The sequence below is a fragment of the Mycoplasmatota bacterium genome, assembly GCA_018394295.1.
GTDB lineage: Bacteria > Bacillota_I > Bacilli_A > Haloplasmatales > Haloplasmataceae > JAENYC01.
The window spans coordinates 436,838-460,248 of sequence record CP074573.1 but is presented as its reverse complement, the minus strand read 5'-3'; the positions used below and the strand labels follow the sequence as shown (position 1 = coordinate 460,248).

22 protein-coding genes are annotated in these 23,411 nt (G+C 26.9%); 9 read left to right on the top strand and 13 right to left on the bottom strand.

Going from position 1 to position 23,411, the window contains the following annotated elements; translation table 11 throughout:
- Positions 1-23: 23 nt before the first annotated feature.
- Positions 24-2,018, bottom strand: coding sequence for an LTA synthase family protein (locus tag KHQ81_01875; GenBank protein QVK18490.1), 1,995 nt, complete (start codon positions 2,016-2,018; stop codon positions 24-26).
- A 166-nt stretch (positions 2,019-2,184) separates the two neighbouring features.
- Between KHQ81_01875 and KHQ81_01870 the strand changes: the two genes are divergently transcribed.
- Positions 2,185-2,655 (top strand): DUF441 domain-containing protein, encoded by a 471-nt coding sequence (locus KHQ81_01870; protein ID QVK18489.1) that lies wholly within the window; start codon positions 2,185-2,187, stop codon positions 2,653-2,655.
- Positions 2,656-2,745: 90 nt separating this feature from the next.
- Here KHQ81_01870 and KHQ81_01865 read toward each other — a convergent pair whose 3' ends face one another.
- The 3 genes from KHQ81_01865 to KHQ81_01855 all read right to left on the bottom strand — a co-directional run bounded on the left by KHQ81_01865 (position 2,746) and on the right by KHQ81_01855 (position 5,941).
- The gene (locus KHQ81_01865; GenBank protein QVK18488.1) at positions 2,746-4,080 is read right to left on the bottom strand and encodes an IS3 family transposase; all 1,335 of its coding nucleotides are present in this window, start codon (positions 4,078-4,080) and stop codon (positions 2,746-2,748) included.
- 133 nt (positions 4,081-4,213) lie between these two features.
- On the bottom strand, positions 4,214-4,750 hold the full coding sequence (locus KHQ81_01860; protein ID QVK18487.1) for a GNAT family N-acetyltransferase: 537 nt from the start codon (positions 4,748-4,750) through the stop codon (positions 4,214-4,216).
- Positions 4,751-4,834: 84 nt separating this feature from the next.
- Positions 4,835-5,941, bottom strand: coding sequence for a nitroreductase family protein (locus KHQ81_01855; protein QVK18486.1), 1,107 nt, complete (start codon positions 5,939-5,941; stop codon positions 4,835-4,837).
- 199 nt (positions 5,942-6,140) lie between these two features.
- On the opposite strand from KHQ81_01855, the gene KHQ81_01850 reads away from it, so the two are divergent.
- From KHQ81_01850 to KHQ81_01820, 7 genes are all read left to right on the top strand, one after another.
- Positions 6,141-7,322 carry a hypothetical protein gene (locus tag KHQ81_01850; protein QVK18485.1) on the top strand — a complete coding sequence of 394 codons (1,182 nt, stop codon included), beginning with the start codon at positions 6,141-6,143 and terminating at the stop codon, positions 7,320-7,322.
- Entirely contained in the window at positions 7,315-7,950 is a 636-nt protein-coding gene (locus KHQ81_01845; GenBank protein ID QVK18484.1) for a response regulator transcription factor, read from the top strand. The genes KHQ81_01850 and KHQ81_01845 overlap by 8 nt, the downstream gene beginning before the upstream one ends.
- Before the next feature lie 103 nt (positions 7,951-8,053).
- Entirely contained in the window at positions 8,054-9,160 is a 1,107-nt protein-coding gene (locus KHQ81_01840; protein QVK18483.1) for an FtsX-like permease family protein, read from the top strand.
- Between the two features lies 1 nt (position 9,161).
- Positions 9,162-9,833 (top strand): ABC transporter ATP-binding protein, encoded by a 672-nt coding sequence (locus tag KHQ81_01835; GenBank protein QVK18482.1) that lies wholly within the window; start codon positions 9,162-9,164, stop codon positions 9,831-9,833.
- A 1-nt stretch (position 9,834) separates the two neighbouring features.
- Positions 9,835-10,932 (top strand): FtsX-like permease family protein, encoded by a 1,098-nt coding sequence (locus KHQ81_01830; GenBank protein QVK18481.1) that lies wholly within the window; start codon positions 9,835-9,837, stop codon positions 10,930-10,932.
- Positions 10,933-11,144: 212 nt separating this feature from the next.
- Entirely contained in the window at positions 11,145-11,636 is a 492-nt protein-coding gene (locus tag KHQ81_01825) for a phosphatidylglycerophosphatase A (protein ID QVK18480.1), read from the top strand.
- Positions 11,637-11,726: 90 nt separating this feature from the next.
- Entirely contained in the window at positions 11,727-12,953 is a 1,227-nt protein-coding gene (locus tag KHQ81_01820; protein QVK18479.1) for a M48 family metallopeptidase, read from the top strand.
- Positions 12,954-13,129: 176 nt separating this feature from the next.
- On the opposite strand, the gene KHQ81_01815 is transcribed toward KHQ81_01820, so the two are convergent.
- Positions 13,130-14,077 (bottom strand): IS1 family transposase, encoded by a 948-nt coding sequence (locus KHQ81_01815; GenBank protein ID QVK18478.1) that lies wholly within the window; start codon positions 14,075-14,077, stop codon positions 13,130-13,132.
- Between the two features lie 213 nt (positions 14,078-14,290).
- On the opposite strand from KHQ81_01815, the gene KHQ81_01810 reads away from it, so the two are divergent.
- A complete protein-coding gene (locus tag KHQ81_01810) occupies positions 14,291-16,807 on the top strand; it encodes a M48 family metallopeptidase (protein QVK18477.1) in 2,517 nt (838 codons plus the stop codon).
- A gap of 263 nt (positions 16,808-17,070) precedes the next feature.
- Here the strand turns inward: KHQ81_01810 and KHQ81_01805 are convergent, their stop codons facing one another.
- The 8 genes from KHQ81_01805 to KHQ81_01770 form a co-directional block, all read right to left on the bottom strand.
- Complete coding sequence (locus tag KHQ81_01805) at positions 17,071-17,520, bottom strand: MarR family transcriptional regulator (protein QVK18476.1); 450 nt, start codon at positions 17,518-17,520, stop codon at positions 17,071-17,073.
- The gene (locus KHQ81_01800; GenBank protein QVK18475.1) at positions 17,517-18,389 is read right to left on the bottom strand and encodes a hypothetical protein; all 873 of its coding nucleotides are present in this window, start codon (positions 18,387-18,389) and stop codon (positions 17,517-17,519) included. Before KHQ81_01800 ends, KHQ81_01805 begins: the two co-directional genes overlap by 4 nt.
- Before the next feature lie 99 nt (positions 18,390-18,488).
- A complete protein-coding gene (locus KHQ81_01795; GenBank protein ID QVK18474.1) occupies positions 18,489-18,917 on the bottom strand; it encodes a hypothetical protein in 429 nt (142 codons plus the stop codon).
- A 30-nt stretch (positions 18,918-18,947) separates the two neighbouring features.
- A complete protein-coding gene (locus tag KHQ81_01790; GenBank protein ID QVK18473.1) occupies positions 18,948-19,457 on the bottom strand; it encodes an RDD family protein in 510 nt (169 codons plus the stop codon).
- A gap of 85 nt (positions 19,458-19,542) precedes the next feature.
- Entirely contained in the window at positions 19,543-20,169 is a 627-nt protein-coding gene (locus KHQ81_01785; protein QVK18472.1) for a rhomboid family intramembrane serine protease, read from the bottom strand.
- 139 nt (positions 20,170-20,308) lie between these two features.
- Positions 20,309-20,671, bottom strand: a complete 363-nt coding sequence (locus KHQ81_01780; GenBank protein ID QVK18471.1) for a DUF1667 domain-containing protein — start codon at positions 20,669-20,671, stop codon at positions 20,309-20,311.
- A 1-nt stretch (position 20,672) separates the two neighbouring features.
- Positions 20,673-21,929 (bottom strand): FAD-dependent oxidoreductase, encoded by a 1,257-nt coding sequence (locus KHQ81_01775; protein QVK18470.1) that lies wholly within the window; start codon positions 21,927-21,929, stop codon positions 20,673-20,675.
- Positions 21,922-23,373 (bottom strand): NAD(P)/FAD-dependent oxidoreductase, encoded by a 1,452-nt coding sequence (locus tag KHQ81_01770; GenBank protein QVK18469.1) that lies wholly within the window; start codon positions 23,371-23,373, stop codon positions 21,922-21,924. The genes KHQ81_01775 and KHQ81_01770 overlap by 8 nt, the downstream gene beginning before the upstream one ends.
- Positions 23,374-23,411: the final 38 nt, after the last annotated feature.

Here is a 23,411-nt window from a genome sequence, read left to right as displayed (position 1 = left end):
ACTATTTTAATAGTAACTAATATTTATTTTTTAAAATAATTTGTTCTCAAAATTTTCTTAGCGATATCAAAATATTCATAAATCATATCTGTAGTTTTTTGAATATACTCAGGATCACCATTTCCACTTTTTAGTTTTCCATCACGCACATAGTTTTCTCCATCATACCAAGAATAATCTTTATAATATACAATAGGTTGATAATTACTACTAAAGATATCGTTCCCAAAATAGTAAGTATAATTAGCATCTAAATTAAACATATTGGCTAGTGTTGGCAAAACATCAAATGAAGATGATAATTTATTTATGGTCTTATGTTCTATATCACTAGACCATATAAATAATGGCGTCTGATTTTTTAAATATTCACCCTTAACATTTTTATAGTTTTCGTAAGTTGAACTTTCCATTGTATACGGATAGTGATCACCAGTAAAGACAATCACCGTGTCATCAAGGATTCCTTTATTTTCTAAATCCTTGAATAATTCACCTATAAATAAGTCTACTTCCATTTGAGCTGCGATAAAATTTTTTACTTCTGTTGGTATTGTATTTCCATAATATTTATTTACTTCAACATAATGTTTTCTAACCGCTAGATTATCTAAATTATAAGGACTATGACCACTTAATGTTGTAATAAAACTGAAAAATTTTCCATCCTCTTTTAAGATTAAGTCTTGACTTTTCTTCATAAAAATGGAATCATATCTTTTATCAGACATACTAAGTCCCAATTCGTATTGACCATAGAAATTATCATATCCTAATCCGTCGTAAACCTTATATCTTGTATAGAATTCTTTTTCATTACTATGAAATGCATCTGCTTGATATCCTTTATTAGTAAATAAATTTGCGAGTGAATGAGAAAAAGAATTTTCATTAAAATTATAACAAGTAGGACCATCTACAATTGAAGGAATGACACTGGTATTAAAAATAATTTCACTATCAGAAGTGGTTCTTGGATACACAGGAACATAATGGTTGTTAAAATTAATCCCTTCATTCTTTAATTTGACAATATTAGGTGTTAAGGTCTCATTTATTGCGATACTATCAAATGATTCAGCTACAACGAAAACTAAATTTTTATTTTCAAAAATACCACTATAATCATTTTCTAAATGAATTTTAGGATTATTTTTAAAATAATTGTCAATATCTTTAACATCTTGTTTATTTACACGTTCTGGGAAAATTGAATTGAAAAAATCCCTTACACAATAGTTTACTGCACCAAATCGTGAAACAAATTTTTTATTACTATATACACTAGTATACAAATAATGATCTGATAAATAAAGGCGTGCTGTTTTAACAGGATATTCTGCATTTAAATTCACTAACAGAAAAAATAGTAACGGAATATTAAATATTGTAACTGTTTGTTTATTTAACTTAATCTGATTTTTTGATTTATACATCATTAATATACAAATTGAAAAAACCGCAGAAATAATCAGTAAAAAATGAATAAAGCGGAAATGTAAAACACCATTTGTATATTCTAATCCAGCTCCAACTGAGACAATTTCTTTAAATGAAAAGAAATCATTAAATATTTCAAAATAAATATCTTGAGCAATTAAATATAATGGTAATGAGATACAAATATAAATAATAAATATCATTTTACCTCTATTGGGTAATAATAAAGCAATGATATCAATAAGACAAATGATAAGAATTATAATAAATATAGTAACAGCAGAATATTCTAATTGATTGTCATATAGAAACAACATTTCTGAATAAAAAATAAAGATTGATAAAATGAATATATCTCTATATTTCATAAAAAATTCTTTAGGGCTTTGTTTTACTGGTAATAAAATCATGAAAACAATGCCTAAACTAATGAAAGCAATCATGTATATCAAGATACTTTCGACTAAATCGCTCGTACCATCTTGTAAAAAGAAAATGAGTCTTATCGCTAATAATAAAGTTGCTGTAATAAATAATCTTAATATGATTGACTTTTTGTTCTCTCTTAAATAATTCATAAGTTCCCCTTTTAATATTTAAATTGTGCTTAACAATACAATATTACATCAAAATCAAAGTTGTTTCAATATGATTATATTAGAAATTTATTCTTTTTCGTTATTATTGATTAAAAAATAAACTTCGTTAAATAAAACTTATTTATAGAAAGGAAAATAGATTAAAATGTATGAAAAATTAATTTTATTAGCTGTTTTACTACTATTAGGAATATTTAGTAAAAATCAAACGATTATTATCGCTGTTTTAGTTTTAATCGGAATGGTATTATTAAAATTAAATAATGAGACTTTAACAACCATCAAGAAATTTAGTATTAAATATGGAATTATTTTAATTACTATCTATGCATTTATTCCAATAGCAAAAGGTGATATTACTTATCACGATCTATTAAAAGCAATTACCACATGGCGAGCATGGGTAGCGATTTTCGCTGGTGTTTTAGTAACTCATTTTGCGAAATTTGGTATTGAGATGATGAGTTCTTCACCTGATGTTGTTACCTTTGTTTTAGTAGGTATCATTATTGGAATGATAATTTTTAAGGGTGTTGCATCAGGTCCTTTAATCGGTAGTGGAATTGCACTCATGTTATATTCCATAATAGATTTTATTGTTATGATATTTAAATAACTTAATCATACTTATATTTTAAAAAGGAAATCCATATTGAACTTATACCTGTCAAGTAGACAGAAACAAAAAAGTTAATATATTAATATTTTATGCTGCTAGTAGATGGCTTCTGTATTGCGCAGGGGCCATCTTTTTTAATGTCCATTGATAACGCTTATGATTATAATAATTCATATAATCATTTAATATAAACCTCAATGATTTAATATCAGTAGCATCATAATACTCACACTCGTCTTTGAAATGTCCAAAAAATGTCTCCATTTTTGCGTTATCTAGACAATTACCTTTACGTGACATAGATTGAATAATATTTAATTCCTTTAGTTTATTTACATACATTGAATTAGTATAATGTAAACCCTGGTCTGAATGGATTAAGGTATTTTTTAGATTTTCTTCTCCATATCTTTCAACAAGTTGATTAATTACATCTAACGATAAATCTAGACTTAGATTTTGAGATACTTTCCAAGCTACAATTTCACGTGTACAAAGATCCTTAATTACAGATAAATAATATCGATAACCATTAAAAATTAAGTATGTGATATCAGTCGCGAATACTGTACCAGGTTCATCAACATCAAAATTTCTATCTAATACATTTTCAAATGTATGATGATTTTTATATGAGTCTTTTAAATGTTTATAGGGATCTTTAATCCTTACTGTAGAACGTATACCATTCTTTTTCATTAAACGATAAACTTTTTTAGGGTTCATTACTACACCTAAATCATTTCTTAGATGCATTGTAATTCTTTGATATCCAAATTCTTTATTTTTTACCCACAAATCACTTATTAATTTAAAATCTGATTTGTCTTGTAACTCTCTTTGTCTTCTCTTGTTAGCAGATTTAATCCATTTATAATAACCAGATCTTGATACATTAAAATATTTACATAATGTTTGTATTGGTACATTAATTTTAGTTTTTAAATCATCGATAAATTGAAATACTAATTGAGTTGGAACATATTTATTTTCTTTTATTTTCACCTTCCTTCCTTGCCATAATTGCTTTTTTAATGCTTCAATCTCCTGCCTTTGCGCTTCTATTATTTTCTCCTGTATTAATACTTTTTCATCAGCTGTTATTGCTTCTTTCTTTGGTCTTCCTGATTTACCATTTATATTACGACCTCTTGATTCATTAAAAAATGATTCTTTTCCCTTTTCTTCATATTGTTTAGTCCAGTTTGTTATGTAAGTATTACTTTTAGGTTCTTTATAGGGTAATCCATGACTTTCAAATATTTCTCTTATAGATACTCCCTTTTTCTTTAACTCAACTGCTTTAATTTTAAATTCAGGTGCATATTGGATTGTCTTACCAACTTTCCTAACATAGGGATTCTTTTCTAATTCATCTCTATGTTTTTTTATATAATCTTTAATTCTTAATTTCTTCTTCATTAGTACATCTCCCTTAGTTATCTAAATTTATTATAAAATAAAATACCTACATAGCCAACACCTTTTTATTTAGTGTCTACTATATAGGTATAATATCATATGGACTTCCTTTTATTATTCATTATGGTATATATTAATCAATATTATTACTAAATCTAAATATTATCTTTTCACCATCAAAAGTTGGACCATTTTCTCTCGTGAAATTTCCTGATGTATAATGATTAATCGTTTTCTGCCAAAATGATTGTGCTCTTATATTTGATGGGGTAGGATGAGTAAAAAGTTCCCACTTCCCTTTAAATTTATCAAATACTTGTTTTGCCGCTATTTCAGCGATATTTTCCCCACGGTATGGTCGAAGTAAGAAAAACTCATACAAATAATAATCCGTCGTTTTAGGTGAATACTTGCCGGTAGAAACTAAAGCAAAACCTACTGGTAGCTTATCCTTAAAGATGATAAAAGGATACAATAGACCTGGTTCTTGAAACCATAAGTCTTGTACATGATATTGTTCTTCTAATGTTTTAACGGGTTCATCTTCATAAATCCCATATTCATTAGGAAGCGTACCATTAAATTCTGATAAATCATATAAGTATAACGGATATAAATTTCTAATAATGTTTGATGTTTTATCATCTGCCAATATTGTCTCAATATTCATAACTACACTCTCTTTCCTTATTTCTTATAATTATATTGTATATTAACAAAAATATCAAATATAATTTAACTCACTTTTTTGTAGTTATCTTTTAAATTTTATTAGGATATCTTCTAATTCTTTTCTTTTTATGTCAGGTAGTTGATAACTTTTGTCTTTGTACCCGATAGGTAAAACCATCATTGGTGTTAAATGACTTGGTATATCTAATATACTATTTAAAAACCTCATTGGACTAGGCGTATAAGTGAGTGTTGATAATCCAATATAGTGTAATATCTGAATTAAAAGACCCGTTGCAATCCCTGTCATTGTTTTCGAATCCATGATTTGTTGATTCTGTTGTTTTCTACTTGAAACATTATCATGTTTTCTACTAAAAGCAATAATGAGATAAGGTGCTTCTGTTAAATGGGATTTTTGCCAATTGGTTTTCAATGGATTCAACGCATTCTTCCATTCTTCTGAAATCAATTCTTCATATAGTCGCTTCTCATTTTCTTCTGATGCCTTTCTTATTTTATGTTTTAATGAACTGTCAGAAACAAGTTCAAAGTAATGAGATTGACTACTTAGTATATTATCAACAAGTTTAATTGAATGTCTGATTATTTCTTCATTAAACTTATGATTACTGTAGCGTCTTATACTTCTTCTCCCCTTTATAATTTCATAAAAATCCATTATCTTACAAGTCACTTCATCTGAATTATCACTTATTCCTTTTATTGAAAAGGATAAGATAGCTGTTTCATGATTGGGTCTTGATAAAATATCATTTATCTTTTTGTTAATCGGTAATAAATCATAAGTAATATTTGCGTAATGAAAGGCACCTACCAACATTCCAGCTGATAAACAAACTGAATCATGTGCATAATAATGTTTAACAATTTCTATAGTCCCATCTTCATTTATTTTTACTCCATGATTTTGTTTAAATAATAGAATGATAAAAGTATAATCCCTTAATGCTTCATTTTCTAATCTATCAACTAGTTTTTGTTTAACTGATGTATCATTTATCAATACATACGTCCAAGGCTGTTGATTAGCACCTGATGGAGCACTTCCAGCAATTTTAATCGCTGTTTCAATCACACTAATTGGGATTTGATTATTTAATCTTTTTGATTGTTTAATCATTAACTCCTGGTTAATTTTATTTAATCTTTCCTGTAACTCAATCATTATATGACCTCCAAAAGATTTATACCTTTATATTACCATTTTATATACAAAAAACCATAGATGCAACTAATATTACATAATTATATTTGGTTTATTTAATATTTCTTTTTGACGTGTCTAGTAAGTTTAAAAAGAGTATTTGCTAAGTTTTGTAAAAAGTTTTATAATTAAGTGATTAAAAAATTATAAAGGTGTAGTTATGAACAAAGTAGATGAGCGAATTTTATATATTATCATTGGGATTTTATTTACAAACCAACTATTTACTGTTTGGGAAAATATTGAAAATATGGGATGGATTTTAGTTATAACAAGTATAGTGACAGGTTTTATCATTTACAGTGAATTATTTCTAGTTAGAAACAAAGAAAAAATCTATTTCTTTAGTTTATTAACACTCACTACTATCCTATTAATCACTTATATCAATATTTATGATGTCGGTAATAGTATAAGAAATTTCTATTTTATTGTTTTATACCAAATCTTTAGAGTTTATACTAAATACTTATCACTTATTCTTTTCTTTTTCTTATTAGTCCTTAATATAGTTATTAAAACTTCTCACTTGAGTAATGCTACAATCCTGATTCAAACCATATCATCTGAGGTGAGTATCTTTTTACTCATTGTAGTTATTATTATGTTAATTATTAATATAATTGACCAAAATACCAAGTTAGAAGAGATGCAAACTGAGTTAACCTTAAAAAATCTAGATATTGAGCATACGCATAATAGTCTATTAAAAGCTTATAATCAATTAGAGAATTTAACAATAATCCAGGAACGAAATAAAATCGCAAGAGACATGCATGATACAGTTGGCCATACACTTACAACTGCTTTAGTAGAATTAGAAGTAGGAAAGTTGATGCTTACACAACAAAAATATGAGGGTAACGAGAAAATAAAAGGAGCCATCGAACTAGTACGTAAAGGCTTGTATGACTTAAGAACATCTGTAAAAACATTAAAGGATAACATTAATTATTTAAAAGAAATAAATGATTTAATCGATAATACAATAAACCATACCGGCGTGAAAATTAATTATCAAATAGATAATAAATTAAATCAACTAAACAATCCGATTTTAAGCTGTATCTACAGAATATTACAAGAAGGAATAACCAATGGGATTAAGCATGGAAATGCTAGCACCTTTTTATTTAATGTATCCATCGATAATACATTTTTAGAATTAAACTTAGATAACAATGGGGATGGTACCTCTTTTTTAAATAAAGGATTTGGCGTAAATGCGATGGAAGAACGCGTTAAAGAATTAAATGGGACAATTAAGTTTCACTATGGTATAGAAAAAGGGTTTGGAATACAGGTTTTTATACCTTTGGAAGGAAGAAGAAAAAATGATTGAAATAGCGATAATAGATGATCAAAACTTAATGCGTGAAGGATTAAAGGTTATTTTAAGTCAATATGATGATATCCATGTTGTTGCTCTTGGTAAAGATGGATTTGATGCGATTGATATATGCAGAAAATATCCTATTGATGTATTACTCATGGATATTAGAATGCCTAATTTAAATGGCGTGATGGCTGTAAAAGAAATTAGGAAATTTAATTCAGAAACAAAAATAATTCTGCTAACGACATTTGATGATGAAGACTATATTATTGAAGGAATTAGCTATGGTGCTAGTGGCTATTTATTTAAAGATATAGAATACGACAAACTAGTATCTAATATTAGAGATGTTTATTCTGGTCAATATGTTATGCCTGCTAAAGTGGCACAAGTATTAGCCAATAAATTAATGAATCAAGAAAAAAGAAAAAATGAAATGAAAAATTATAATATTACTGCACGTGAATTAGAAATTATTGATTTAATAAGAGAGGGATTTAGTAATAAACATATTGCTAGTGTATTATATATATCTGAAGGAACAGTAAAGAATTATATTTCAAGCATTTATAGTAAGACAAATATGAATGACCGTGAATCCCTAATTGAGTTTATAAAAAATAAATTATATTAAAGGTTTAACCCTTAGTCATATAAAAATATGACTAAGGGTTACTTACTTTTATGACTATATTTTTTATATAATAAAATTAATTTAGTAGAAAGGCGGTATTAAAATGAAAGAACCATTAAGTTTCCATCAATATTTTAAAGGCAATATCAAAAAAGTTTCATCTTTAATTATATCAATTATTTTTTCAATTTTATTAATTGGTAGCATCCATATGTTTTTGATTAATTCTATTGACCTTGCCAAAATGGTATCAAATCAGTATCATTTCTACACATTTATTGATACAGAGGGAAATACAATAGATGAAAAGGTTTATCAAAATCCTGATATTGAAAGAATCATTCCTGTAATAATAGATGTTGTCCCATTTCAGGGGATGGCAATTAATTCAAACGGAGAAATCCTTCTTATGGATAGAGAAGACATTATTTATTTAATGCATATTTTAAAAATTGATTTCAAAGAGAAATTCGTTCCTGAAAATGATTTAAATCAATTAATACTAGATGAAAAACTAATCAAAAATAATGATTTTAAAACAGGGAGCAGTATAGATAGTAAACAACCATTGATAATGAATATTGGTTTTAAATCAAATTACTTAATTGGATTTTTACCTGTTAGTGAAGTAGAGTTAAATATACATTTTACTTCAAAAGATGATACCCGAAATAAAGGATATATAATTGTCCCTAAAAAAAGTAAATTTGATGAAGTCAATCAATATTTAAAAGAAAATGTAAATAGTAATTTTAATGTAGTCGATAAAAATTATTATGATAGTATTGTTGAAAATGTTACTGATGATGTTGAAAATTTGTTCAATATAGTAACCTTCATTGTTTTAATCAGTATAGGTGTGGGATTAGGAATTTCTACTTATGTTCACTATTTTCAAAGACGAAAAGAATTTGGTGTGTTAAGCTCCTTAGGCTATAGTGATAAAAAAATATTGTTTAGAATTAATAAAGAAATCTATTATACATCACTTTCAGCATTATTAATCAGTTTATTACTCTTATTATTAGAAAAATCTTTAATAAATATATTCTTGTTAAATCCGAAAGGTATACCTGGATTTGAACTAAATGTACAACTATTTATGAGAATCATTGTTATTCCATTATTTACTTCGGTATTTTCATTAGTACCTACTTGGATTTTATTAAGAAAAATTGATTGTGTATCTATTATAGAAGGAGAGATATAAAATGTTTGAGATAGAAAAAATAAATTTAGTATATGATTTAAAGAAGGAAACAAAGACATATGCATTGAAAAATATAACTCTAAAATTAGAAAATAACAAGTTTTATGGTATATTAGGACCTTCAGGTAGTGGTAAAAGTTCATTGCTGTATGTTCTCAGTGCTTTAAAAAAACCAACAAGTGGAAAGGTTTACTACAACAATTTAATATTAAATGAAATGGGAAATGAAAAATTAGCTAACCTAAGAAAACGTGATTTTGGTTTTATTTTTCAAAAACATTTTCTAATAAACTATTTATCTGTTTTACAAAATGTTTTAGTCCCTGTTAATTCGTATGATGATAAATATGTTCAGCGTGCAAAAACCATCCTTACTGAACTTGGTCTTGAGAATCATTATCATAAAAAGCCATATCAACTTAGTGGTGGTCAGTGCCAAAGAGTTGCAATTGCTAGGGCTTTAATTCACAAACCTAAAGTTATCTTTGCAGATGAAATCACTGCTTCTCTAGATCATAAAAGCGCAATAAATGCGATGAAAGTAGTCAATAAATATCGTGATGATGCTCTACTAATTGTTGTAACACATGATTCAAGTATTTTAAAAGGTGCTGATGAAGTGATTCACATATGGGATGGCGAAGTTAAAATAAATAAGGAAATAGGTGATTAATATGAAACCTTTAAATTTAAGGAATTATATTTTAATACGTATGAAACAAGTATCCCCACAAATTATTTTGCTCATTATTAAAATTGCCTTATTTACCTTTTTATGTTCTATTGGTTTTGCTGTTAGCTATGGATTAGATAAAAGTTCAAATATGATACTAGATAACTATGCATCATTTTCATTTAAAAACGACGTTCAAGAAGATAGGAGAAATGAACTATTAAATGAAATCAGAATGAGTGAGGGGATTGAAAAAGAATTCAGGGGAAGTATTACTTCAGAAGGAATGGGAAAATTGATCATCTTTAATTCCTTCGCTTGGATATTTGAAATTGATAATGAAAATATATCTTACGTTCTTAATAGTATTGATGGAAAATTAATTGATGGAATTTACCCTCAGAGAGAAAATGAAATCCTAATTTCAAACGAATTGAGTAAAGGGATGAATAAATCAGTAGGTGATACAATTGGTCAAGAACAGATGTTACCTAAACGTTATATAATAACCGGTATTTATGAAGGTGGTAGTAATACTTTTATTAGTTATAATCCAACACCAAATGATTATATTTTCAAAATAGAAAAAAAAAACATTGATCAATTTTATCAAAATTTTAAAACATACGATGAAATCATCATAAATACGTATAGAGATGAAATTTATAATATAATGGACAATATATTTTATTTATTAAAAATTGTAGGAATCATAATTCTTATCATTACTGCGTTTGAAGTTACCATTTCTGTAAGTAATTTAAATAAAGTCTATTTTACTGAGCGACTAGGAGAGTTCGCGATATTACAAGCTATTGGCTATTCACGTCGATTTATATTAACCCGAATGTTAAAAGAACTTAGCATTATTATTTTAATCGGACTCATTGGAGGAACTTTACTAGGACAATTGATTATGACCTTATTCTATTATTTATATTGTGTAGATAATGGAATTCCTTATCGTATATTTGAACCGGGTGTCATTTATTTTTCTATATTCTTATCTGTAATTATCTTTTTACTTACCTATCTTCCAATTAAAAAATATATAGCTAAGATGGAATGGTTAGATGTGATTCAACAAAACAATGCATAATAACCTAATTTAATTACTAGATACTATCCCTTTGTTAATTTTTAATCATAAATCATATATAAAGACTAATATTTGTGGTTCACACATCATATTTTTTAATATACATAATAATCTAATATATCATATCTTAAAAAAATGTTTATTATAGTTGATTATTTCTAATAATGTGATATAATGAATATCCTACATTTTTTTAATTAGAGAGGTGAAATATGATGGAAGTTGATTATGAGTTATTGAATAAACGAGCAATAGAGCTTTTAGAAGAAAGAGGGGTAACACTTCTAGATATTGCTAAAATAACATTTGAATTACAACGTGAATACTATGAAGACTTGACAGTAGAAGAATGTTTAGAAAACGTTAGATTAGTATTAAGTAAAAGAGAGGTAACTAATACTGTTTTGACAGGAATCGCAATCGATACATTAGCTGAAAGTGGACATATACAAGAACCACTTCGTTCAATTTTATTAAATGATTACTCATTATATGGAATTGATGAAGTATTAGCTTATTCCATTGTAAATGTGTATGGTTCAATAGGATTGACTAATTTCGGTTATGTTGACAAAGTTAAATTAGGGAAAATCGGAGAGATTGATAAAGAAGGAAAAGAAAAAGGAAAATGTAATACATTTTTGGACGATATCATTGGTGCAATCGCCGCCGCTGCTGCAAGTAGAATCGCCCATACAAAATAATTTTATTAAAAGCTCATCTGAGCTTTTTTCCATAATATCATTTTATTAATATGTTAAAATATAATTAACTAATTTTCTAGGAGGAAATGTATGAAACTTGTCATTTTAAGTTTAATTGTTCTAACGTTTTTATTTGATGCTTGGTTATCTATTCTCAATTATCGAAATAAGGACGCTGAAATTCCTGAAGAAGTAAAGGATGTTTATGACCAAGATGCCTACCAAAAATGGTTGCAATATAATATGGAAAACTTTAGGTTATCAATGATATCAAGGACAATTAGATTAATCATTATTATTTCTTTATTAATTTTTAGAGTTTTTCCTATTTTCAATGATATCGCAATAGATTTAACAAATTCTATTCATTTACAAACCTTAATATTTTTAGGTATCTATTTCATAATTGATTTTGTTATTGGTATTTTCTTTTCATACTATAAACAATTTACAATCGAAGAAAAATATGGTTTTAATAAATCAACCAAAAAGACCTTTGTTTTTGACAAAATCAAAGTCTTAATCCTTTCAATTATTTTTGGTGGAGGATTAATTTACCTATTATCATTATTATATCATAACGTTGGTGATTTATTTTATATCTATGCATGGATATCAATTGTTGTTATCATATTAATTATTAACCTATTATATGTTAAATTAATTGTTCCAATCTTTAATAAATTAAGACCATTAGATGAGGGTGAACTTAAAGATAAAATTATTAATTTTGCCAATAAAGTGGGTTATGAGATAACAAAAATTAGTATCATAGATGCTTCAAAACGTTCAACAAAACTAAATGCCTTTTTCTCAGGATTTGGAAAATTCAAACAGGTAGTTTTATATGACACATTGATTGAGAAAATGAACTCAGATCAAATTGTCAGTGTACTTGCTCATGAAATAGGTCATGCAAAACATAAACATATTATAAAAAATATATTTATTATGATGATTACTATCTCCTTATATCTAGCCGTTTTATTGTTTTCTGTAAAATCAGACTCTGTAAGTACCGCATTTGGATTTGATAATGCCCATTTTGGATTTGGACTAATTATCTTTATGTTATTAATATCACCTATATCGATTATACTTGAAGCCATTGTAAGTAGAATCTCTCGTAAATTTGAGTATGTAGCAGATCATTATGCCTCAGTAAATGGCTATAAAGTTGAAATGCAAGAAGCACTTAAAATATTAGGAAGAGAAAATTATGATAATTTAACTCCTCATCCTTTATTTGTTGCATTGAAATATTCTCATCCACCAATTGCATATCGTATTAGAGCAATTAGAAAAATTGAAGACTAAAAATATTAACTGAAAAATCTATTATTATATATAATAATAGATTTTTTTCGTTCTTTTCAATTTAAGTGTTGATGATTATGCAAAAATCCCATATCGATATTCATAATAAGCATCTTTTAAAGATATTGGATAATCAAAATTTAACGTATCCTTATTAGATAAATGATGATTGTATTTTAATAAGAATACATTATATTTGCATGATCTTTTCGATTAGTTCTATAATGTAATTGTTTTTTATATAGGTAAAATGATAAGTAATCTTGTAAATGTCTTATAGATACACCATGACTATTTTTTATAATCTTAGTAATCCCGGTAGCCAATTGATTAATATCACCTAAACTATTACCTAGATTAGTAGTATAACGTTTTTTATTAGCTATCACAGGAACTTTATCATTCTTAACACCTAAATTATTCACAAATTGTTGAATACATGGTTTACTGTCAGAAATAATTAAAGTTGTATCCATAAATTTATCGGTATATTTAGTGTATTTTTCCATTGATTCCGATCCAACTCCAGCTATCTCAAGCAACATATTATCATTTTCATCGATTGCAGCGACAATACATACTTTGTGATGAGATATACCTGAATATGCAGATGTATTACCTCTCTTTTTACTATGTCTAGGCATATTTGATGGTTTGGTTCCTTTAAGATTTATCTTTGTATAAATACAATCTAATTCAACTTTACTAGATAAAGTTTCTTTCATCTTTAAGTTTCTGATTGCTTTATAAAGCTTATGTCGCATATAAAAACAAGTTGTGACACTTAAATTATTATAATAAGCAGTTTCTTTTAAAGATAATCCTGATATTTCACAATCAATAAATTTTAACCATATATCTTCAGTACATCTACTTCTATAAAGAAAAGTGTTAGATGTATCACAAAATGATTTATTACACTCGCGACAAATGTATCTTTGAATTCCTTTGTTTGTTTTTCCATTTTTAACAAACTCAACTGAACCACAATGTGGACAATTCAAACAAATATCGCTTTTAGATTCTATAGGGTTATTGAAAGACATAATGAAACTAAAAACATCTTCATAATTCTTTATAGATAGTTTATTTAATTCATTAATTAAATCTATTTTATTTATCATTCTAATTACCTCACTTTATAATTTCATTATAAAGTGACTTATTACATCATAGATGTAACAATAAAAAAATATCAACACTTAAATTGAATTTAGCGATTTTTTTTATAAATAAATTAATTTCACTCATCAAAGGTTGTCATATCTTTCATTATAGTTTATACTACAAATATAGGACAGGAAATTACCTATTATTCATTATATAGGAGGGTTTTTATGGTTTTTAAAAAGGGATTTTATTTAGGCCTAGTCATTATTATTTTAATGATAATCACGAGTTGTCATGCGCAATCAAATAGTGATTTAGTAAATACAACTACTTCTATCGAAAGCACAACAGATGACTTAGTTCAATACACAAAAGAAGATGTCATCAATAGATTGACAATTTACACAGAAAAATTATCATCCATGTATAATGAGCAGGATGAAATATCCACAGTATTTACTGAAGCAAATGAATCGATTTATTACCCTGAAGACTTTTCATTTTATTCTAATAAAAGATCTAAAAGAACATTATCAGATGATAATATTATCATTCTAACTAGTAGATTCCTTAATCCACTTATCAATTATTTAAAAGATGAAACGAGTTTTAAATTGAATACTTACTTCTCAATGAATAAAGAAGAATATAAATATGATAAATATATGATTTCTTTATCTGAAGAATATATGATTATAAAAAGAATGGATATTTTTGAAATTTGGAAAAAATCAGTTAAATTATCAATTACTGAAGATAATAAACTCACAATAAAAGTTTTAGAATCAACCGAAGATAATTCTAGAATATTCTATACGGAATTTAGTGAAGAGCAATATAAAGTGTATATTAGGGCTATTCAAAATTATGTAGATTACGAGTATTATCCTGATAACAGTTATGAATTTTATAGATATAGTGGAACAAAAACGGAAGGAAAAATAAGATGGTTTAATCCAGAAACAAATATATATCATTCATTAGAACTTTTAGAAAATAATACTATTAGTTCAGAGATTTTAAGTTTTTATAATTTAAATGGACAGATTTTTTTATATACAGATAGTGATACATCCGATGAATGGATAACTTTAAAATGGAATTTAGTTGACACCACAGGTTGGGATTATGCTCAAATATATGAACATAACTCAGAAAATAATAGTGTATATAAAGATGATGAAAACATACTAGATGGATATAAAATTAATAGATATCTTTATCAATCCGCAATATATGCGGAAAAAGATTTTATACAAGAAGAATTAAACGCTGATATAGTCACTTTACATCAACATGGTATACAATTAAATGATACATCAATTACATACGATAATCTTATCTCACAATTGCATTTTTTTAAAAACAATTATAAAACAATATCAAATGATCAGATTATTAATCCTTTAAACATCAATTTTTTTACTGAAAAAAATTATTCGAAAACTGTATTATCCATTATCGATTCAGACCTTATATTTGAGGTGTATAATGATGATAATTATCATCCTGTTAATGTGAGAATTTATGTTTTAAGTATAATTATCCTAGCTTTTATTTTTAATACCTGGTTATCTATTTTAAATTATAAACACAGAGATGGGGAAATCCCTGAAGAAATACTTGATGTTTATGACCAAGAGGCATATCAAAAATGGTTACAATATGACATGAAAAACTTCAGATTAAGTATATTATCAAGGACTGTTCGAATCATCACCATTATAACTTTATTAATTTTTAGTGTATTTCCAATTTTCAATCGTATTATACTTAAATCAACCAGTTCAGTTCATTTACAAGCAGTCCTATTGTTTGGAAGTTATTTTTTAATCGAATTTATAATTGCTTTATTCTTTTCTATCTATAAACATTTTAGTTTTGAAGAAAAATATGGTCTTAAGAAATCGACTAATAAAACAATTGTGTATGACAAATTTAAAAAATTATTCCTTACAATTGTTTTAGGTGGAGTGATTATTTATCTATTATCATTACTATACTATCATGATAAAAATATATTTTACTTTTATACATGGTTATTAATCGTTATTATCGTATTATTCGTTCATTTATTCTACGTAAAACTATTTGTACCTATCTTTAATAAATTGACCCCCCTAGAAGATGGAGAACTAAAAAATAAAATTATTCATTTTGTAGAAAAAGAAGAGTATGAAATAACTAAAATAAGTGTCATCGATTCCTCAAAACGTTCAACTAGAATGTTTGCTTATTTCTATGGATTTGGTAAATTTAAAAAGCTTGTTTTATCTAATACATTAATTGAAAATATGAATTCAGATCAAGTTGTCAGCGTTCTAGCCCACCAAATTGGCCATACAGAATATAAGCATAATATATATAATATAATTATAAAAATAGTTTATATTACTTTATTTTTTGTCATATTATTGTTTTCTGTAAGATCAGATTCTATAAGTATTGCTTTCGGATTTAATAATGCGAATTTAGGATTTGGAATGATTATCTTTCTTTTATTGCTGTCACCAATTTCCATTATACTACAAGCCATCAAAAATAGTTTTTCTCGTAAATTTGAATACGAAGCAGATTATTATGCTGCAGTAAATGGCTTTAAAGATGAAATTCAAGAAGCCCTAATAATATTAGCAAGAGAAAAATTTACAAACTTAACCCCTCATCCTATATATGTTACAATGAAATATTCTCATCCACCAATTGCATATCGCATCAAAGCAATTAGAAAAATTGAAGATTAACTATAACAACTAACAAAAAATCTATTATTCATTTTTGATAATAGATTTTTTGTTTTACCACTTACTTAATTTTTATTTATCTCCAATTATCTTTTATTAATATTATATTTGGATTATTTAATTATAAATTATAAATAAAACATAAGTTACAATATAACCATATTTAAATGTTAAAAAAATAGGAGTAAAATATGAATCTTTTATTTAGTTTTAATTAATTCCATAATCATTAACAAAACAAATACTAATAATCGTAATAATTATTATAAACTTTTAACTTTATCATACAACTTATTAATGAAGCTATAAAATAAATCAATTTCTTCTTCTGTAAACGAAGAAAATAAATTTTCGAAAAACTCTAAATCAATTTCTTTACGTCCACCCCAAAATTGGTCGCACTTATCTGTTAATGATAATCTTAAAGCTCTTTTATCATCTTTATCTTTTTCAATTGTCATAAATTCTTTATTAACTAATTTAGTTACTATTTGCTTTACATTTTGATGTGAACTTCCCATAAAGTCACTAACTTCTTTTAAAGTAGGTGGTGTTTTAAAAAACTCTTCTAAAATAATCATAAGAAACCACTGTTTCGCAGTTAAATCATATTTACTAAAGTCACGGTCTATCACTGCTTGTAATTTATTTGATAATAAAAATAAATAACCAAAAATATAGGTTTTTTTTCCTAATGTATCTAATGATTTCATTCTTGTACTCCATCTGTTTTTATGTTTATAAATATTTTAATTAAAATAAGTATTGATATAACAGTAAATATTGGTGTCATCATCCAATCACTGATATCGAGAGTCTCTCCTTCAAAAGATATCGCAACATTCATCGCTGTTAATGCTGTCCACATGGTTATTGCTTTAATGATCATTATCGTTGATATTAGATAACCTATTGGTTTCTTTTTTAATGTTAAAAACGCAGCGACTAAAAATGTTGGAACAACAAGTCCTAAATCCATTGAATAAACAGGATTTGCTGAATAATGATCTAATACACTTATAGGTACCTGATTAATTAAAGCATTAATTATGTCACTTAACCAAAGAATTGATAAACACAAAGCAGATATAATTCCATAAATAGCACTTGTTTTAACTGGAAAGTTCCCGTCAAATTTTCTTTTAAGTTCATTCATATCAAATGATAACATAATGAGAATAAAGGCATATAAACTTAATGTCATTAACAAAATATACACTAAAAATAAAGGATTATAAGCAATTTGTGTAAATTGTGTATAAGTGTATAAAAAATAACCCTGTACACCTGATAATAATAACTTACCTTTTAAAGAACCTTTATTCGTTATATATAATGATAATAATAATAATGGTATACATATAAATAATGTTACAGCATCCTGTCCCCTAGCCATTAGACCTAACTTAGCTGTTTCATGTTGATATAATCCTTTTCCATAAATCAAGATCTTCTCTCCATAGATAGAGGTAAATTCAAATTGACCCTCTCCACTATTTGAAAATAAACCGATTGATGCAGCTATAATTGATAAGAAAGCAATCATCAAAACTAAAAAATTAATTGTTTTTTTATATTTCATTTTTCTCTCCCAAAATAAATTTAGGTAATATATTACCTACTTATGTAATATATTACCTTTTATACGATTTGTCAACTATATTTTGTTATTTTTTAGAACTTAGTTTATTTTCAAAGTATTAATATCTTCAACAAGTAACCAATCATCCATATTACTATAATTCGTTTTATTGATTTTGAACGGTTCAACTTCACAAATATTATCAACATCAATTAAGACAATATATCTCTTCCCAGCCCATCTTTTATACTGTTTATCTGACAAAAGAAGTTTATCTTGGTTATCTTCTATTAATTTAATGGATGTTTCCTTATCCATTTTTTCTGAATGAAAGACATATTTAACGGTTCCTTTCGCCCTTATATAGCCCTCAGCATTATTATTGATGAAATATAAAACATCTCCCTCACGGACTCTTCCATAAGGTAACTTTCTTCCTGCTGCACCTCTAATAACCATTGATTTTTTATGATTTAATAAATTTTCTAGTTCTTTAGCCTTAGCATCTAAATAAACAATATGATCCATACTCTCCTCCATATACTTATTTAATAATTATTAATAGATATCAATTCTTCTATAATCATGATCTAAAACTACATAAACCCCAGCAAGCTTGTCCCAAGCAGTACGGTTATAAATATCTAAAAATATTGAAGCAATAGAAAAGATAAATACAATTGACAGCATTAAATTAACAGTGAACTTAAAGATACCAAAAGCAAAAATATCAACAATAATTAATATAATATAAAACAAACTTCTAACAAATAATTGTTTAACACTTGCATCATATCCACTAATAGATATTATTCTTAATCTGCAGACAAATTTCCCCACAGATTTTCCTTTGGTTAGAACTGGAATAATGAATTCAGCAAAAATGATAATTCCTATGCATATATAATTTAATAACTGAGTTATCTCCTTACCAGTTAAAAGTAACCATATGAAAATTGGTGACATTAAAATTAATTGAAAAATAAAATCAATAATTCGAGAAACAACTCTTCTACTACCATTTGCAGTCATATCAGAAATAAGCCTTTCTTTTTCTTTGTCTATCATCAAATCCCCTCCCTCTTAATTATATTCTAACATTTTGGTAAATTTTGTCAATAATTGAAACATCCTCTATCAAAACGATCGACTTTTAATAATAATAATTATTTTTATTAATGAGTAATACAAAGCCAAGTATAAATCCAGTGATTAAGCCACCTAAATGACCTGATTTACTAATAAATGGAGTAACGAAAGTAAAAATTAGATTAACAATCAGTAAATTCCTAATATAAGTTCTATCAGAAAACGATAATAAATTTTTCTTAAATAAAATTATAAATAGAAATGCACCAAGTACTCCAAAAACTGCACCTGAGGCTCCAATTGTTAAATCTTCCGAATATGAGAAAACTAAGACAAATAAACTTGAAACTAATCCAGAGAATAGGTAAATAATCAGAAATTTAATTGAACCAATAAGTTTTTCTAAACCAGCTCCTAATATTAATAGACCAAAAAATGTATTAAAAAGATAATGAATAACAGAACCATGTAAAAACATAGTAATAAATAACCGATAATATTCACCAGCAAATACATAAGATGGAACAAGTCCTCCTAAACGAACTAGATTTCCAAATTTAAAACCTTCTACTATACCACCAGATATAATAGTTATTAATAAAAAGAACGAATTTACTAATATTAATAAACTTGTCACAGGACATCTTTTTATGATTGTTTTTATATCACCATAGTGTAAGAAAATAGACATTTTTACCTCCAATTAGATTCATATATATTTATTTTATACTTAATTACATTATTATACCATATTATGGAGCTAGAAATTAAATAAATTATAAATATATAAAAGAGTGAGTTGAGTAACCTCAATTCACCCTCTAATAGTTTTATAGTTCTTCCATACTTCTTGATGCGATAATATTTGCATCTGTATTTAAAACATTTTTAATAATTATCTCACCACATTTAACTGGTGCTTGTATAGATACTTGATTAATTTCATTCATTACTTTAAATATTAAATCTTTTGGTATTTCTCTATCTGTAATAACAGGTAATCTTCTATGTGTTGCTCCATCTATTTTTACAGTTGAGGTGACTTGTCTTACAGGATTAACTATCTCACTAATTCCATACTTAATACCACGTTTACAGAAATTTCCATTCACTTGATATTCTTCATTCTCTTTAGTAACCGTTAGTTTACACCCTCTAGGACATACGATACAAATCATTTCTTTTTTAAACATATTACTCAACCCCTTTCACTTCAACAAAGATTTCATCTTGACTATTAGGCTTAAATAATGATTTATTTAATTTGACACTTTCCATTTCAGCTGGTAGGAGATGACTTTTTTTAATTTCCTTTATAACTGAATCTCCTTGTTTTACAATGATTAATCCTTTATTCATTGGTTTTGTTACTCTAAACTTAAATGTTACTTCATCATCACTTATCTTAATTTTATTTGGAATAACATAACGAACGTTACTTGCTGGTTTTACAGGAATACTTATATGATTATTCTCTTGATTTAAGGCATATTTCGCTGCATTTTTTCCGCTTTCAAAACTTTCTTCTGCGACGAAATCTACTAAATCATGAACGTGTAAAGAGTTTCCACAGGCAAAGATTCCTGGGATATTCGTTTGAAATTGATCATCTACATAAGCACCGTTTGTGATTGGGTTTACTTCAACTTGAATATCTGTTAATAATTTATTTTCAGGAATTAATCCAACCGATAATAATAAGGTATCTACTTCAAAGGTTTTACTTGTTCCTTCTTTAACTTGGAAATTCTCATCCACTTCTGATATCGTTACTTTTTCTAATCTATCTTTCCCGCTAACGCCTGTCACTGTATGACTTAAGTATAGTGGGATATTGTAATCATGCAAACATTGAACGATATTACGATTTAACCCATTTGAATAAGGCATCAGTTCAGCAACTCCTAAGACATTCGCTCCTTCAAGTCTCATACGTCTAGCCATAATTAAACCAATATCACCTGAACCTAAGATAAATACATTCTTTCCAACTAAGTAACCATCAATATTCAAATAACGTTGGGCTAATCCAGCAGTCATAATTCCATTAAATCTTTTTCCTGGAATTCCAATTTGATGTCTTGTACGCTCACGACATCCAATCGCAACAACAATTGATTTTGCTTCGATTATTTGGTAACCATCTACTTTATTCATTAAATGTACGGTTTTATCTTTTGTGATTTCTAAAACAGTTGTTTCTAATTTTATTTCAACATTTGTCTCTAATAGTTCAGTTTTTAATCTTTCAGCATAAGCTGGACCTGTTAATTCTTCATGAAAATGATGTAAACCAAAACCATTATGAATACATTGTTGTAGGATTCCTCCTAATTCAATATCTCTTTCGACTAATAGCACTTTTTTGGCACCATTTTTTACTGCACCAAGTGCACTAGACATCCCAGCAGCTCCACCACCAATGACACATACATCGTATTGTTTATTCATTTCCATCACCTCCATTGATTTTCGTTTCTTCGGTTAAAATATTTGAACCTTCTTTATCAAGTAATATATCTGTTTTACTAACCTTAAGTTCTCTTGCTAAAATCTCTAGAATTAAAGGTTGACAAAATCCACCTTGACAACGTCCTGACCCTGGTCTTACTCTTCTTTTAATGCCATCGATTGTTCTTATCCCTAATGGACTATGAATTGCATCGATGATTTCACCTTCTGTAATAGATTCACATCGACAGATAATTGTCCCGTATTTAGGATTTTGTTTAATTAAGCGATTGATTTCATCAATTGGTTTTTCATTTATTTTCACTTGTTTTTGTGGATAAATTTTATAATCATGTTTTGTTTCTAATGATTCTTTATTTAAAATCATCTCTTCTACCATTTTCGCAATTGCTGGGGCAGATGCTAGACCTGGAGATTCAATTCCTGCGACTTGAATAAACTGAGGTGTATCATTTAATTCTTCGATAATAAAATCTAATCGATCTGTTTTAGGTCTTATACCAGAGAATGTTCTAATAATTCCTTTGTATGGGGTATTATTAATCATTTGATTGACATGATTTTTAACAAATTCTAGTCCTACTTTTGTAACTTCTGTACTATCAGCATCCTCAATTCTTTCGCTAGTAGGTCCTAACAACACATTTCCATGAATCGTAGGAACAATTAAGACCCCTTTTCCTTTAGCGGTTGGCGTCGGATAAATAACATGATGCACATAATCATCATATCCTCTATCTAATACATAATATTCTCCTCTAGTAAAATTCATTTTAAATCCAGGATTATCTGTAACCATTCGTGTAATATGTTCAGCATATAATCCAGCAGCATTAATCACATAACGTGTCTTATAGGTTGATTGATTAGTTTTAACTACAAAATGATCTTCTTTCTTATCGATGTTAAGTACTTCATTACTTGTCTTTATTTCAACACCATTATATAACGCATTATCTAATAATGCATAAATCATATCCCAAGGTGCTAAAATACCTGTTGTTGGTGCATAAAGCCCTAAACGAACCGTATCTTTAATATTTGGTTCTTTTTTCAAGATTTCTTCTTTTTCAACTAAATAAGTTTCTACACCATTTTCAATTCCATGTTGATATAATTTTCTTAGCTCTTTTTCTTCTAATTCATTAAATGCTAAAGTATAAGAGCCGATTCTTTTATAATCTACATTTAATTCCTTTGTGACTTGTTCATACATTTTATTTCCTAAGACATTTAATTTTGCTTTTAAAGTACCTGGTTTTGGATCATAACCTGAATGGATAATCGCACTGTTTGCTTTTGTTACCCCATCTCCTACTTCAACATCTTTTTCTAAAACTAATACTTTTAGCTGATATTTAGCTAAGTTATGGGCAATAAATGACCCTGTTATTCCTGATCCTATAATCGTCACATCATACATATTAATCTTCCTTTCTAAGAAAAAAGAGCCAAAAAAGA